The organism is Enterococcus sp. DIV1307a (genome assembly GCF_050537425.1).
In the GTDB taxonomy this organism is placed as follows: domain Bacteria; phylum Bacillota; class Bacilli; order Lactobacillales; family Enterococcaceae; genus Enterococcus; species Enterococcus faecalis.
This window is the reverse complement of the sequence record NZ_CP172914.1, coordinates 735,110-748,896: the sequence shown is the minus strand read 5'-3', so window position 1 is coordinate 748,896 and position 13,787 is coordinate 735,110. Positions and strand designations below refer to the sequence as shown.

The window sequence follows — 13,787 nt, the reverse complement described above, 5'->3', positions numbered from 1 at the left end:
AGTTTACTGAAAATTTTACCTTTCCTTATTTTTTGCTTAACACTTTTGTAGTAAACTAATTTAGCGACTTCAAGGAGGAAATTATGAACGTTTATTTATTTCTGGCACTATTTTTCATTATTATCGGCATTTTAAGCTATAGTTTTTTTATTGAACCTAACTGCTTAGTCATACACAAAAATCAAATTAAAGTAACAGAATCAGGGAAAACCTTACGGATTGTTCAACTCTCTGATATTCATTTAAAAAAGAATTATTCTGTGAAAGCCTTAAAACAGATTGTTGAAAAAACAAATACATTACAACCAGACATAGTCGTTTTTACAGGAGACTTATTTGATGATTATGCCCGTTTCGGTATCGAAATTCAGGATGAAGTGAGTCAACTTTTCCGTAAAATTAACGCCCCATATGGCAAATTCGCTATTTATGGCAACCACGAGTATAGCGGGTTAGATACCAATTTTTACGAAACAATCTTAGAAGCTGCCGACTTTACCGTACTAAAAAACACGGGCAAATTACTGCCTGTCTCACACCACATCTCCTTGTACGTCGCTGGTTTAGAAGATTCGTTATATGGACAAACCGACTTAGCTGCAGCTTTAGTCAACCGCCCTACTGGAACGCCCACTCTGCTACTAACCCATGAGCCAGATGTCGCAGACTCAGCAGTCAACAAAAACATTGACCTCATTTTAGCAGGACATAGTCACGGCGGACAGATTCGCTTGCCTTTTTTCACTTACAAAAATCAGCTTGCTAAAAAATATACACATGGGCTTTATCATTTAGAAGATGAAACGCCGCTAATTGTTCACCCAGGAATCGGAACCACTAAAATCAGCGCACGCTTTGGTGTCTTACCAACAATTGAACTGATTGAGTTAACTATTTAACTATGCATTAAAAAGACCGCCCCACGTTAGAGAAAAATTCTCACGTTGGACGGTCTTTGATTATGTTCGATTAATGATGAAAATCTTGCTCGTGATCTTCTTCTACTTTCGCTTTTCCTAGCGTATAAAATTTGCTGCCATTTAACCCGAGAATAAATAGCACAACCACTAGTAAAAGAATTGATAAAGATAACAATAAAGTCTGCAAGCCATCGCCATGTGCAACCATTAATTGACGTAAAATTGCGGTTAAACAAATTAAAATCAAATAACGAATCGGAATATGGTGTCCTTCTTGAATATAGCGAAGAATCATCATAATAAACTCAAATAACATAAAGAATGAAATAATTTCTTGCATGATAACTGAAAAATTATCCGGCGTCATTGGCTTCATGAGATATGTAGCGAGGTCAACTAAATAACTAGCCATAAATACTAATAAGAAAACTCCTAAAATCCCTAATACAATATCCAAAATCAAATTCACGTACTTCTTTACTACACTAAAATTCTTCTGCATAATACCCTTCTTTCTTTTGACTCAATTATTTTATAACATGCTTGTTATTACATTAAATATATCATCAATTAACCTTGTCAGACAAGCAGTTAAACCCAATGTGAGATTTTTTTTATTTTGAGATGTTTCTTTATTTTCCGGCTAACCCTTTATGCAAGACAAAAAAAGCTGAATCCGCAGATTCAGCTGTTTAATCGTATTAGTTAGCTACTGGATAAACTGATACTTGTTTTTTGTCGCGGCCTTTACGTTCGAAACGTACCACACCGTCAACTTTTGCAAATAACGTATCGTCGCCACCGATTCCAACGTTCACACCTGGATAAATTTTAGTTCCGCGTTGACGGTATAAAATTGAACCACCTGTAACTGTTTGGCCATCAGCACTTTTAGCGCCTAATCGTTTAGATTCAGAGTCACGGCCGTTTGATGTAGAACCGCCACCTTTTTTATGGGCAAATAATTGTAAATTCATAGTCAATAACATAGTCTGCACCTCCTATTTCTCAGTGATTGTTTTTATTTGAATAAATTCAGTATTTTCGTTCTCTATTGATTGTAAACCTAATAAAAGATTTTCTAATAGAATTTGGGCAATATTTTTTTGTTCCTGATTGACAGTTGTTAACATCTCGACATAAAGGTAGCCACCTTCTACATCGTCAACTTCCACAATCGGTTCAAAACCTGCTAAGGCATCAATCCCATTGACTGTGCTAATTGCTAAGGCAGAAACTGCCGCGCAAACCACATCGCTGCCATAAGGACCTGCTTCAGCATGCCCGGTTAATTCGAATGAAACGATTCGGCCGGAGCCTGTTCGTTTAAAAGAACCTTTAATCATTGATAGGCCTTCTTTCCTGTCAACAAGAGAGATTAAGCGTTGATTGCTTCGATCATAACTTTTGTATACGGTTGACGGTGACCTTGTTTACGGTGAGAGTGTTTTTTAGGTTTGTATTGGAAAGTCACGACTTTCTTTTGTTTGCCGTGTTTTTCAACAGTTCCTTCAACAGTTGCGCCTGCAACAGTTGGCGCACCAACTTTTGTAGATTCGCCACCTACTAAGATAACTTCGTCAAAAACAACTTTCTCGCCAGCCTCAACGTTTAATTTTTCAACGTAGATTGCTTGACCTACTTCAACTTTCACTTGTTTACCACCAGTTTTGATAATTGCGTACATGCTATACAGCACCTCCTTCTTCTAGACTTAGACTCGCCATCCCAAGTGATGATTACTCATGCTTAAAAACTTGTTCTGTGCGGTTGTAGCTGTGGAGACCACAATTACAACACTAACTATAATAACAGAACCAGAAAACCTCGTCAATATAAACTCTCTATTTTCTTCACTTTCTCTCTCCAAAAAAACTTCTTCTGTTATTTAAATTTCCGATTGACTTTCTAACACTACTTCCATTATAATTAGCTTTGTTGTGTTACAACTATTGTCATAGTAGCTCAGCAGGATAGAGCATCCGCCTTCTAAGCGGACGGTCGGGGGTTCGAATCCCTCCTGTGACGTAAAGGGTTCAGTATTGAAACCTACCAAAAAAGCTTTTTTCAGCTATTTTGGTAGGTTTTTTTGTATGTTTTTTGTTATAGTGAAGACGAACTAGGATTCGAACTGAGAACGAGTATCCCTCACGTTTTGGACCATATTAACATTATTTAATTTTTCTGTATAGTGATTATTTTGTACTTTTAAATGCTTTTAGTAGCTTGACGTTGAGCAATTTTATCTTTAATAATGATTGTTTAGCTCAATTGGTCATTCCTAACGAAGGCGGATACTCTCTCCTAATTTTTCCTCTCTTTTTTTAGCTCAACGAGTCAATCCTTCAAACTATTCACATGAAACATACTAAGATTATTTTTAATTTTGCTTTCACAAACTCTTCCTCGGTAATTATTCCATTTATACGCAGCTTTTCTAATTCATTAATTTTTTTAATCATATCGTTTGGTATTTAGTGGATAAGAAGAAACATGAAAATAGAAGAACCTGAAATCAGGTTCTTCTATCACGATTCACTACTAAGTTAACGACTTCGACTATTTGACTTCCGTATAACCGTATCCTTCATAAAGTTTAATAACTGATTCTAATGAATACGTATCATCTTTTGTCGTAGAAATTTTTTCCATTTCTGCTACATTCACTTCATTTTTATCATTTAAAACAATATCAGAATATCCAATAATTGCTGTGAAGGTATCTCTTAACTTGCTATCCGTTCCTGTAGAATACTCTTTTATAGTATAGATGCCAATTAGATTACCATCTGTATTAGAACTAGAGTACCAACCGTTATCCTCATCTGAATTTTCTTTAGCAAATTGACGATACATTAATTTGTTTAATGTTATTTCATATTTAGAAAAATATTCAGAGTCTTTGTATTGTCTTTTGACTTCTTCATCAATCATCCGTTTAATGTCTTCTAAGTTGGCAATGTCTGTTGCTTCTTCAGCAACCTTTGCTAATCCTTTAACTTCAAATTCAGGGGCAAACTTCTTATCAAGTACATATCCTTCACTACTCAGCGCTTCTTCTAATTCCTTTGTTTTCTCAATTTTAGCTTTGTCACCATTTTTCAGTTTACCATCATTTTCAATCGTAAATGTTATAGTATTTAGTGGCGAATCAAATGTGTTATCAATTTGTGCCACACCTCGTCCGCTTACACCATTAAAATTAATTACTAAGTGTTTTTCTACATCCTCTGATGTTAATTTTTGTGGCTCTTCAAGTCCCTCGACTACAACTTCTTTTTCACCAGATTTTATTTTTTTCGTTTTCTTTTCATTAACTTTAGCTATGACTTTCACTTTATCGCCATTAGATAGCTTATCTGTTTTATCAAGCTTAATTTTAAAAGAATTATAAAAATCAGACATTTCTTCCTGTTCTTTTTCATCTAAAAAATCGGACTCTGAATCATACTTGAAAACATCCTTATTTAATTTTTCTGTATCAATAGTATAAGTAGCTGTTCCTTGAGTATCCATCCCCATAAATTCTACATCCACATACTCTGTTAAATCTTTAGCGGAACCACATCCACTTAATAAAAAAAGACTCCCTAAAAATAAAATTAACTTTTTCATTATTTATTCCCCAATCTAAAAATAATTATACCCTATCAAATATATAAATATTAAATTGTAAAAGCAACTGATTATTCAAAAAATCAGACAGATAAATGATTATGTCTGTTTGTTATTTATCCAAAGATATAAACAAAGACAGAATCACCTTTAAAGGCAATTCTGTCATTATTCTTTTTAGAGTTTATCCAATTCTTTTCGATATGTTCTCGTCCATTCACGTTCTTTTTCCTCTAATTGTTGTCTATAACGATTTCCTTCTTGACGTATCAGATGATCACTTTGTTCCATTGCATGGTAAAATTGCTGTTTGTGCCATTGATCATTTTTCGTTAAATAATTGACTTTATCTACCAATTGTCCAGTTTCTCTTCTAAAGTTTACTAATTGATTACTCAGCACTTCTTGTTGGCGGTGAATTTTATTTTTTTCTTCATAATATTGTTCTTCTAAATATTGCCGTTTTCTTCGCTGTTCATCCATTTGTCGGTCACTCTCCCTTGACAGGTGTTTTTAAATTTGGTCTCTGGCTTCCTTTTAAAAATTTTCCTGCTGATTCTGCACTTTTCCCCTGCAAAGCTCCGTTCAAGGCATTAGGTAGGGCGCTATTTGTTTGTTGAAACATGGCTTCTGAAAGTTCTGTCAAACTTGCGGTTGTGTTTTGTTTGGTTGTAGCAATTCGTGTTTTTTTAGCAGTAATTACTGTCTGGATTGCTACTCGTTCACGAGCTTTTTGTTCTATTTCTAATTTTTCTTGAAATTCTCTTTCATCCATAGGAAAACCCTTTCATTTATTATTTTTGAAATAAACTACTTCTTGCTTGTTGATCGTATGCTTGAATATTTTTAGCAACAGTTGTTAATTTTCCGCTAAAATCAGTTAATTTTTGCTTGTATTGCTTGGCTTGGTTGCTAGTATTTGTTGCTTCAGCGCTATCCCAAAGACGACTTTTTTCGTAAGGAGCAATCATTGCTTGGACTTCTGCATAGGATAGATACTGTCGGATATTCATTGCACTTTCACGAATTTCCTTTGAAACTGTCTGGACTTCATCTTCTGCTTCTTGGAGGATATTTTTCACAAGTAGTTCGTATTCTTTTCCAGCTTGCTGCGCTTGTTTTGCAACTAGTTCTGCTAATTCACTACGTAATTCAATCTTTTGACTACCTGAAGCACTGGCTAAACTTTTCTGAATACGACTCACTTTCCCTTGCCATTGGCTGGCAATTTTTGCTTCGTGAATGATTTTTTCATATTCTTTGATGATTTTCTGGCGATTTTCTTCAGATAGCAGACTTAACAAAAATTGGAGACTGTTTTTAGCTAAGGATTCACCTGAAGCATCCATGATTTTCCCTAAATATTTATCAATAAGTTTGGAAACTTTTACTCCTGCTGCAAAAATATAGCCATGTTCCTTTAGATTGGCTTCTTTGGGCGTACCATCAGGATTTAATTGATACTGACCAAAATCATGACTAGAACCGTATTTGTCCGTCAGATCAAAAGTAGTGGTGAACGTTTTCGGTAATAGATAATGCACCCGACCAATTTCATCTACCCCTTTTTTATTTCGATTCAACATGGAGACAATATCAAACGCATTCACATAATAATCGATTTTCCCTTGTTCTTCTAATTGTTGAAGATTTTCCTGAGCTTGTTGAGACATTTTATTAATGCTTTCTCGCGCATCAGGCCCTTGAAACAATACTACTTTATCAATTTTAGCGAGATCTGCTTGGGGGAGATTGGCCACCGCTTGAATAGAAATCATGGTTCCTAAAGAATGACCTGTAATCGACATAGTCGCATTTGGGGCTTTAACACTCATATCCATTATCTTTTGATGCATGGCTTCATTGGCTAATTTTGCTTGAGGCAAATAGGCATTAAATAACGTAAAGGAACCATTATTATTGACCCAGTCATTCAAATTATTCCCTGACCAACCTTTTTTCACGTCCATTGAAACGCCGTCACTACCGCGAGTGGCAAAATATGTATGCTGCGTTTTTGGACTCAAGGTCGGCGTATCTGTTACATAATAAGAATTATAGCCAGCTTTCTCATCTGTTAATAACCCTTTTTTATAAACCTTTTCCCTGCCTACCCAGTTTTTTTCTTTGATTGTTTTTATAGCGTTGTCGGGTTGGAGATAGACAGTACTGGCGTCATTTCCGTGGGCGTCTTTGGCGTTGGGAAAATGGAATGTAGCATGCTTTTTGGTTTCTATTTCTTTTTTCTTTTCAGGTGTTAATCGGTCATGAGGAAAAGAGTATTTTTGAGGTCTTCCATTATAAGCTCCTTGAGCTAAATCGGCATAGATATTAAAATATTCCTTTAAATTAGCCATTGTTGTCACTCCTTACTTAAATATTTAGTATCTTTCAAAATTTAATATTTTTGTCGGCTTCTTTAATGAGTCAACATCAATTAACAGTTCAAAGATTTCTGTATCATTATACAAACCAGTAATATCAATCGTATAAACTTCATAAGGAATTCCACCTGCATCTCGTTGATACGTACTGTAGTTTTCATAGTCAAAACTCACTTTTTTCACTTCAGGTTGTACTTTTTTATTTTCTGAAGTAATATAGAATTCCTGAGATTTAATGTACTCCGTCATTTCCTCCTCGTGCTCCTTCAAAAAAGCAATTTGTTTTTCTTTTTCTGTTGGTTCGTTCATTTTTTTCACTCCAATCATTCCAATTATGGCTACTGATATTACTGCGATTAAGATACCAAATTTTATTTGCTTTCTATTTTTCACTTTTTCACCTCCTTATTATGTATAGAAAAGAGTTTCTATATGCTTTTTCCGATTTGAATTGTTTTTACAGTATTATCAGGTTGGAGATAGACCGTGCTAGCATCATTTCCATAGGCGTCTTTGGCGTTGGGGAAATGGAATGTAGCATGTTCATTTAGCTTAAGATCTTCTTTTTGAACTTGTCAATTTAGCAAACATCAACCCTTCTTTTCGACCGATTTATGCTCCTTGAGCTAAATCAGCATAAATATTAGTATACTTTTCTAAATTTGCCGTTAAATTTCATCTCCTTAACTATGCAATATTTTTTATCTCAGTCGGATTTTTTACATTATCTGGAAGCACATATATTTCAAACCCATCTAATTTTTTACCAGTACCATCAAAAATAGATACTTCAACAGCTATAGTTTTTGGGCTAAAAGCCATACTTTGAACTTCAATCACTGATTGCCAATTATACGTAACTTCTTTAACATCATATTTTTTTAAAAGTACATGTTCACTGTCATACTTTACATACTCCGTCATCTCTTCTTCATGCTTTTTCAAAAAAGCAATTTGTTTTTCTTTTTCTGTTGGTTCGTTCATTTTTTTCACTCCAATCGTGCCGATTATGGCTACTGATATTACTGCGATTAAGATACCAATTTTTATTCGCTTTCTATTTTTCACTTTTTCACCTCCTTAATATGTATGAGGAAGAGTTTCTATGTGATTTATTTTTTCGATTTGAATTGTTTTTACAGTGTTGTCGGGTTGGAGATAGACTGTGCTAGCATCATTTCCATGGGCGTCTTTGGCGTTGGGAAAATGGAATGGAATAGCTTTATCTTTTTCTAAAACTCTTTTTTGTTTTTTTGTCATACCATTTACAAAGTTGTATCTAACTCCCACACTATTTTTTCGATTATGATATGAACTTTGTGCTAAATCAGCATAAATTTTATATGGACTGTCTAAACTATTCATTTTCTAATCCCTCCAATGCCTCGTCAAAATTATTGGTTGCTATTTCTTCCATTTCAGTAGGTCTTTGTATATTGTTTGGTAAAATTTGAATTGTTCCCCCGTCTATTTCATTGTTAGCTAGGTCATATAGCTCAATATCCACTATATACATGTTTCTAGTGAAAGCGCCACTATCTTCTATCCGAAATGATTTCCAATCATACTTGATAATATTTATATTACTTTTCGGATTTCTCCCTTTAATATACTCCGTCATTTCTTCTTCATGCTCCTTCAAAAAAGCAATTTGTTTTTCTTTTTCTGTTGGTTCATTCATCTTCTTCACTCCAATCGTGCCGATTATGGCTATTGCTGTTATTGTTGCGATTAAGATACCAAATTTTATTCGCTTTTTATTTTTCAATTTTTCACCTCCTTATTATGTATGGGGAAGAGTTGCTATGTGGTTTTTTCTATTTTGATTGTTTTTGATTGACTTTTCCTATGTTGATAATCCTTTTTTATAAACCTTTTCCCTACCTACCCAGTTTTTTTCTTTGATTGTTTTTACAGTGTTGTCGGGTTGGAGGTAGACAATTCCACTATTTGGGAGATTTTGACCTCCTTTAGTTCTATCTCCTTTTTCATCAATTACATCTAAAGAGTAATTAAATTCTTCTTTTTCCTTGCTATTTTGATATTTTGGAAAAGCGTTAGGTCTACCATTATAAGAACTCTCAGATAAACTTGCATAGATACAATTAAAGTTTTCTAAATTATTCATACAACATTCCTCCTATCCTAAAAGAATTATAACTTGTCATACTTTTAATACTTGGTAATTTAGTAGATTTATCAAATTTAAATTGTAAATAAAAGCTAGAATCATAAATACTATTGAATTTTCCATCAATCGTGAGTATTTTTCCAGCTCCTATAGGTGTTCCGTTACCAATAGTTCCAACCTCTACACTTTCCCAATCATATTTAACACTGTAAATCTTTGAATTTTGAGATTTTACATACTCCGTCATTTCTTCTTCATGCTCTTTCAAAAAAGCAATTTGTCTTTCTTTTTCTGTTGGTTCGTTCATTTTTTTCACTCCAATCGTGCCGATTATGGCTATTGCTATTATTGTTGCGATTAAGATACCAAATTTTATCCGCTTTTTGTTTTTCATTCATTTAGTCTCCCTTTGTATCTACATACAAGAATTAATCTTTCGCTTTCTCCTTTCATTCCATTGATTTATCAAGATTTTTACAGCCTGTTTTTCTTTGTTTACAGTTTATCAAAAATCAATCTGGCATTTTCTCAATTTTTTTTACGTTAGAGTAATTATTAGAGAATAATGCTGTATTTCTATGACACACTGACTTTCTATCTCCAATTTTTTACTGTCTTGTTGATCACTACAGGATCATTGGTATTTTACTTCTATTGTAAAATAAAAAAAGTGGTACTCATCTCTGAGCACCACTCCTTACTACATTTCTTTTTCTAAAATTTCTGTTCGCTCTTCAAAATTTAGTTCTTGGTTAATTTGATGTACCATCCACATGTAACCAAATGGATCAACAAATAACGAATTTTGAATAGCTCCTTCCATCATTTCTGTAACTGGTTGCATCTCAATGCACTTATTTGCTAAGGCTTTTTTATGAGTTTGCACAATATCTGCTACCGTGATATTGAACCAAATTGTATTGGGATGTTCTGAATCTGGTGCTTTTAAACCAAATTCTTCATTAGCATCTAACATATGGAACCGAGTATCATATAAGTTAAACACTACTTCATTCCTTCCAACAGGATACTTTGTCGCTTCAACTACATGAACCTCAAAGATTTCTTTATATAAAGCTAATGCCTTTAAACTATCACTAACAATAAAATCAATTTCTGTGCCTGTAATCATTGATTGTTCCTCCTTAAAATTTTTTGCAGCAGAAAGCTACTTTTTATTTCTGTTTTCCGCAAACCCTTCAGAATTTCTTAATACTGGCTATTTTCCACTTCGTTATTCTTTTTTAGAAGTTCTTCGATTCATTTGTTTCAACACTTATTTTTCTGGCACTGGATATTTCACCGCATTTTTCTTCAACTTTTCTTCGATAATTTCGTCCAAATCAAACCCTAAATTATCAGCCATCATGTAGGAGTAAATGAGAACATCAGCCAATTCTTCTTTGATTCGTTCTTCTTGTTTGATGCCTTCTTCTGCTGTTTTCCATTGAAAAAGTTCTAACAATTCTGCTGCTTCTAAACAAATTGAGAGCGCCAAATCTTTTTCATTATGGTGGGGGCGCCAATTTCTTTCATCTCGAAATTGATTAATTTTTGCCATTGTATCCATCTGTTCTCCTGCTTTCTTATTCATTTGATGGCAACTGAAACCCATCGAACGTTTCACCATCATAGTATTTTAATAACTGCTCTGTAGACAATAACGAGGAAGTTATTTCTTCCTCTTCAACAACTGCTTGATTCTCTTCTCTATATAACAAATAAGCCTGTAAAAGCTGTTGGTAAAGTTTTTTTCGTGAAGAGGCTTCCGCTGAAAGAAACGTTAATTCTTTTAAGTGTCCGCGATAGACAGGCAAATCATCAACAAATTCGATTGGTAATTCTACTACAGTTAACTGAAATTCTTCAAAGACTTCTTCGTACATCTGCCATTCCTTCTTTCTGTCGATATTGTTTTGGGGTCATGCCCATTTCTTCTTTAAAACGTTTATAAAAAAAAGCTTTGTCTTGATAGCCGATTCGTTCAACAATCGTTTGAATCGATAAATCTGTTTGCTTCAAGTAGTTTTTCGCCAATTGGATTCGGTAGGCTAAGACAATTTCCGTAAACGTTTTGTTTGTTTTTTCTTTTAAAAAATTCGATAAGTAATTCGGATGAAAATGAAATTTAGCGGCGACTTCTGCTAAAGTGACATGCGCAATCTGTTGCTCAATATACGCTAAAATCACCTCAACACGTTGATGATTCGACAAATAATTATCTTGCATCTTTAAAGCTTCTCTAGGCAGTTGACCTAGTTCCACCACTAGCAAAACAAAGGCCGCTTTGGTCACTTTATTATTAAAATAGGCCATTTTCACAATTTGTTTCAGTAATAATAGCGAATAGACGTGAACATCCGAATTTGGCGGGCTGGCAAAAACGAAATATCGAGGAATGTTTTCAAATTCACTGCTAGCAATTTCTGTAAAAAAACGATACATGACTGGTTCTTCCGCCAGCTGATTTAAGAGCGTATCAAGAAAATAGTGCTTTTTAAAATAAAATATAATCATAGACATTCCTTGCCCCTGATAGCTAACCGAGGTGGCCTCATTGACAATCATGACTTGGCCAGCCGAAAACGAACACCTTTGTTGATCCAAATAAGCATTGCCATCTTGCTCTAAACAATAGAGCATCCGAATAAATCCTTTCGGAACGTCAATGGTTTCCGAAGATGCCAGCATAAAGCCCGCAATTTCTCGATGTGGATTTTCCTTAAATTGCGCTACTTCATTCTCAAGAGCATTGGTAGTGGTTAAATAACAATCTAAGGTCTCTAAAAACTGATAAAATGCTGCATATTGCTCTTCTTTGCTTGCCAATTAATCACCTCATAATCCAACACTTTTTACTTTACTCCCTCTATTTTTTTCTTTGGCGTTTCCTTCTATACTAGATACATGGTAACACGAAAAAAGAGATTCAACAGTTTTTAGGAGGAATTTTTTATGAAAATTAGTTTTATCGGTGCTGGAAATATGGCATCCGCTATTGCCAAAGGTGCGCTAAAAAAGCAATTTATTGCCGCAGAAAACCTTTATTTTTATGATATTCAAGTCGAAAAAACCGCCGCTTTTGCACAAGAAATTGGTGCACACGCGGTTGCTTCACCACAAGAAGCCATTGCAGTAGCTGACTTAGTTATTTTAGCGGTGAAACCGCAATTCGTTCAAGCAGCTTTACTTGAAGCAAAAGAAGCAATTTTAGACAAGCAACCGTTAATTGTTTCCATTGCAGCGGGTACGACTATTGCAGAATTGTATCAACTGTTTGAGACTACCCAACCGCTTCGTCTCGTTCGTGTGATGCCCAATATGAATGCATTGATTGGCGCGGGTGCAGCAGCTGTCTGTGGTAACGCTTTTGCATCCCCTGAAGACATCCAGACTGTTTTATCGTTGTTTCGAGCAGTTGGCCAAGCTTGGGAATTAGAGGAACAGTATTTTTCGATTTTTACTGCTATTGCAGGTAGCACTCCTGCGTATGCTTTCTTATTTATTGATTCGATTGCCCGAGCAGCCGTTAAAAATGGTATGAACAAAGAGTTAGCCTTAGAAATTGCCACACAAGCTGTACTAGGCAGCGCTCAAACTTTGGCAAATAGCACAGAGAATCCTTGGACTTTAATCGACCAAGTCAGTTCTCCTGGTGGAACCACGGTTGCTGGGATTGTCGAATTAGAAAACAATGCGTTTATTTCAACAGTCATCAAAGGGATTGAGGCCACCATCCTTCGGGATCAAGAATTAGCCAAACAAGACTGATAAGAATAATTACATGAGCGAATAAATAAGAAAAAGCGCTGAAAATTCAGCGCTTTTTCTTATTTTAGTTGAATGAGTAAGCCAAAATGATCACTGACTATCGGTGTTTTCCTACCATCAAAAATTACTTCATATTTTCGTACGTGCCACTGTTTTGGAACAAATGCGTAGTCAATCCGCAAGGCTGCTTCATTTTCTTCCCAGCCATCTATTTTTTTCTCTACTGTCGCTTCACCGCTTGTCTCTTCCGCTACCACAAATGCATCTTGAATCGGCAAGTAACTATTTTCCACTAATTGATAGCCAGTTGTACCAGCTGGGTTGTTTAAATCGCCTAAAATGACTAACGGTTGTTGCCCCGTCGCTAAGTATTTCTCTAATTGTAGCCATTCATAGGCAAAACCTGTACAGGGTGTTTCCCACCAAGAAAAGTGACCAGAGACAACAGTAAGCGTACCTTTTGAACTCTCTGTCTCCGCTACTAAGATTTTTCTTGTTCGATAATTCGTTGGTTCTTGGCTTTCTGAAATAAGGAGAGCTTCACTAGTCAACAGACATTTCGAAAGTAGTGCGTTCCCTTCTTCATAAATAGCGTAACCAATGTGGCTCATTTCCCAACTCCAATAATAGTGTTGGCCTTTTTCAGCTAGATATTGAACGATTAGATATGCAAAATTATCTTCATGGACCGGTGTTTGGGTCGCCACGGGACAAAAAGTAGTTAACTGTTCTAACGGCACTTTCTTGGAAGCGACTTTCTGATTCACTTCTTGTAAGGCAATTATTTCACTTTCAGAAGATAAAATCACCTTGGCAATCTCCTCTAATTTTTTTAATGGTTCTTCTTCTAACCAGCTATGAGTATTGATTGTTAAAAGATTCATCTTTTCCCCTTCTCTTACATGTTATTAGGTCTGTGAGTGGGACAAAAATCACTTTGGATTTTTGCTTCACGCGCAAAACCTG

General features: G+C 35.1%; 21 protein-coding genes, 1 tRNA gene, 1 pseudogene and 1 other annotated feature. Of the genes and pseudogenes, 3 read left to right on the top strand and 20 right to left on the bottom strand.

Translation table 11 applies throughout. The features are described from left to right. The first annotated feature begins 83 nt into the window (after positions 1-83). Positions 84-899 carry a metallophosphoesterase gene (locus tag IGL90_RS03635; RefSeq protein WP_010826901.1) on the top strand — a complete coding sequence of 272 codons (816 nt, stop codon included), beginning with the start codon at positions 84-86 and terminating at the stop codon, positions 897-899. A gap of 70 nt (positions 900-969) precedes the next feature. Here IGL90_RS03635 and psiE read toward each other — a convergent pair whose 3' ends face one another. From psiE to rplU, 4 genes are all read right to left on the bottom strand, one after another. Beyond that, positions 970-1,422 (bottom strand): phosphate-starvation-inducible protein PsiE, encoded by a 453-nt coding sequence (gene psiE, locus IGL90_RS03630; RefSeq protein WP_002355869.1) that lies wholly within the window; start codon positions 1,420-1,422, stop codon positions 970-972. Between the two features lie 199 nt (positions 1,423-1,621). Continuing rightward, on the bottom strand, positions 1,622-1,909 hold the full coding sequence (rpmA, locus tag IGL90_RS03625; RefSeq protein ID WP_002355868.1) for a 50S ribosomal protein L27: 288 nt from the start codon (positions 1,907-1,909) through the stop codon (positions 1,622-1,624). A 12-nt stretch (positions 1,910-1,921) separates the two neighbouring features. Then, entirely contained in the window at positions 1,922-2,266 is a 345-nt protein-coding gene (locus IGL90_RS03620; RefSeq protein WP_002355867.1) for a ribosomal-processing cysteine protease Prp, read from the bottom strand. Positions 2,267-2,298: 32 nt separating this feature from the next. Further along, a complete protein-coding gene (gene rplU, locus IGL90_RS03615) occupies positions 2,299-2,607 on the bottom strand; it encodes a 50S ribosomal protein L21 (protein ID WP_002355866.1) in 309 nt (102 codons plus the stop codon). 19 nt (positions 2,608-2,626) lie between these two features. Beyond that, positions 2,627-2,702 (bottom strand) — a sequence feature (ribosomal protein L21 leader region). A 172-nt stretch (positions 2,703-2,874) separates the two neighbouring features. On the opposite strand from rplU, the gene IGL90_RS03610 reads away from it, so the two are divergent. Then, positions 2,875-2,948: transfer RNA gene (locus IGL90_RS03610), tRNA-Arg, on the top strand. Positions 2,949-3,479: 531 nt separating this feature from the next. Here the strand turns inward: IGL90_RS03610 and IGL90_RS03605 are convergent. The 15 genes and pseudogenes from IGL90_RS03605 to IGL90_RS03535 all read right to left on the bottom strand — a co-directional run bounded on the left by IGL90_RS03605 (position 3,480) and on the right by IGL90_RS03535 (position 11,879). Continuing rightward, positions 3,480-4,535 (bottom strand): lipoprotein, encoded by a 1,056-nt coding sequence (locus IGL90_RS03605; RefSeq protein ID WP_010824482.1) that lies wholly within the window; start codon positions 4,533-4,535, stop codon positions 3,480-3,482. A gap of 177 nt (positions 4,536-4,712) precedes the next feature. After that, complete coding sequence (locus tag IGL90_RS03600; RefSeq protein ID WP_002388873.1) at positions 4,713-5,018, bottom strand: hypothetical protein; 306 nt, start codon at positions 5,016-5,018, stop codon at positions 4,713-4,715. 7 nt (positions 5,019-5,025) lie between these two features. Further along, positions 5,026-5,310: a hypothetical protein gene (locus tag IGL90_RS03595; protein ID WP_016617980.1), complete on the bottom strand. Its 285-nt coding sequence runs from the start codon at positions 5,308-5,310 to the stop codon at positions 5,026-5,028. A 19-nt stretch (positions 5,311-5,329) separates the two neighbouring features. Then, positions 5,330-6,892 carry a cutinase family protein gene (locus IGL90_RS03590; RefSeq protein ID WP_048738197.1) on the bottom strand — a complete coding sequence of 521 codons (1,563 nt, stop codon included), beginning with the start codon at positions 6,890-6,892 and terminating at the stop codon, positions 5,330-5,332. Positions 6,893-6,916: 24 nt separating this feature from the next. Further along, on the bottom strand, positions 6,917-7,312 hold the full coding sequence (locus tag IGL90_RS03585; protein ID WP_048738194.1) for a hypothetical protein: 396 nt from the start codon (positions 7,310-7,312) through the stop codon (positions 6,917-6,919). 35 nt (positions 7,313-7,347) lie between these two features. Beyond that, positions 7,348-7,531: pseudogene (locus IGL90_RS03580) on the bottom strand (hypothetical protein). Positions 7,532-7,606: 75 nt separating this feature from the next. Further along, a complete protein-coding gene (locus IGL90_RS03575) occupies positions 7,607-7,987 on the bottom strand; it encodes a hypothetical protein (RefSeq protein WP_048738191.1) in 381 nt (126 codons plus the stop codon). Between the two features lie 12 nt (positions 7,988-7,999). After that, positions 8,000-8,284: a hypothetical protein gene (locus tag IGL90_RS03570; protein ID WP_048738188.1), complete on the bottom strand. Its 285-nt coding sequence runs from the start codon at positions 8,282-8,284 to the stop codon at positions 8,000-8,002. Then, positions 8,277-8,687 carry a hypothetical protein gene (locus IGL90_RS03565; RefSeq protein ID WP_048738186.1) on the bottom strand — a complete coding sequence of 137 codons (411 nt, stop codon included), beginning with the start codon at positions 8,685-8,687 and terminating at the stop codon, positions 8,277-8,279. The genes IGL90_RS03570 and IGL90_RS03565 overlap by 8 nt, the downstream gene beginning before the upstream one ends. 78 nt (positions 8,688-8,765) lie before the next feature. Continuing rightward, positions 8,766-9,047 carry a hypothetical protein gene (locus IGL90_RS03560; RefSeq protein WP_065420471.1) on the bottom strand — a complete coding sequence of 94 codons (282 nt, stop codon included), beginning with the start codon at positions 9,045-9,047 and terminating at the stop codon, positions 8,766-8,768. After that, a complete protein-coding gene (locus IGL90_RS03555; protein WP_048738183.1) occupies positions 9,040-9,444 on the bottom strand; it encodes a hypothetical protein in 405 nt (134 codons plus the stop codon). Before IGL90_RS03555 ends, IGL90_RS03560 begins: the two co-directional genes overlap by 8 nt. 306 nt (positions 9,445-9,750) lie before the next feature. Next, positions 9,751-10,182: a VOC family protein gene (locus IGL90_RS03550; RefSeq protein ID WP_002355856.1), complete on the bottom strand. Its 432-nt coding sequence runs from the start codon at positions 10,180-10,182 to the stop codon at positions 9,751-9,753. Positions 10,183-10,326: 144 nt separating this feature from the next. Next, positions 10,327-10,644: a nucleotide pyrophosphohydrolase gene (locus tag IGL90_RS03545; protein ID WP_002403727.1), complete on the bottom strand. Its 318-nt coding sequence runs from the start codon at positions 10,642-10,644 to the stop codon at positions 10,327-10,329. Further along, positions 10,637-10,936 (bottom strand): hypothetical protein, encoded by a 300-nt coding sequence (locus tag IGL90_RS03540; protein WP_002358867.1) that lies wholly within the window; start codon positions 10,934-10,936, stop codon positions 10,637-10,639. The genes IGL90_RS03545 and IGL90_RS03540 overlap by 8 nt, the downstream gene beginning before the upstream one ends. Then, a complete protein-coding gene (locus IGL90_RS03535; protein ID WP_048738181.1) occupies positions 10,917-11,879 on the bottom strand; it encodes a helix-turn-helix domain-containing protein in 963 nt (320 codons plus the stop codon). The genes IGL90_RS03540 and IGL90_RS03535 overlap by 20 nt, the downstream gene beginning before the upstream one ends. A 126-nt stretch (positions 11,880-12,005) precedes the next feature. On the opposite strand from IGL90_RS03535, the gene proC reads away from it, so the two are divergent. Next, the gene (gene proC / locus IGL90_RS03530; protein WP_002355848.1) at positions 12,006-12,821 is read left to right on the top strand and encodes a pyrroline-5-carboxylate reductase; all 816 of its coding nucleotides are present in this window, start codon (positions 12,006-12,008) and stop codon (positions 12,819-12,821) included. Between the two features lie 59 nt (positions 12,822-12,880). On the opposite strand, the gene mapP is transcribed toward proC, so the two are convergent. After that, positions 12,881-13,705 carry a maltose 6'-phosphate phosphatase gene (mapP, locus tag IGL90_RS03525; RefSeq protein ID WP_010777463.1) on the bottom strand — a complete coding sequence of 275 codons (825 nt, stop codon included), beginning with the start codon at positions 13,703-13,705 and terminating at the stop codon, positions 12,881-12,883. Between the last annotated feature and the right edge of the window lie 82 nt (positions 13,706-13,787).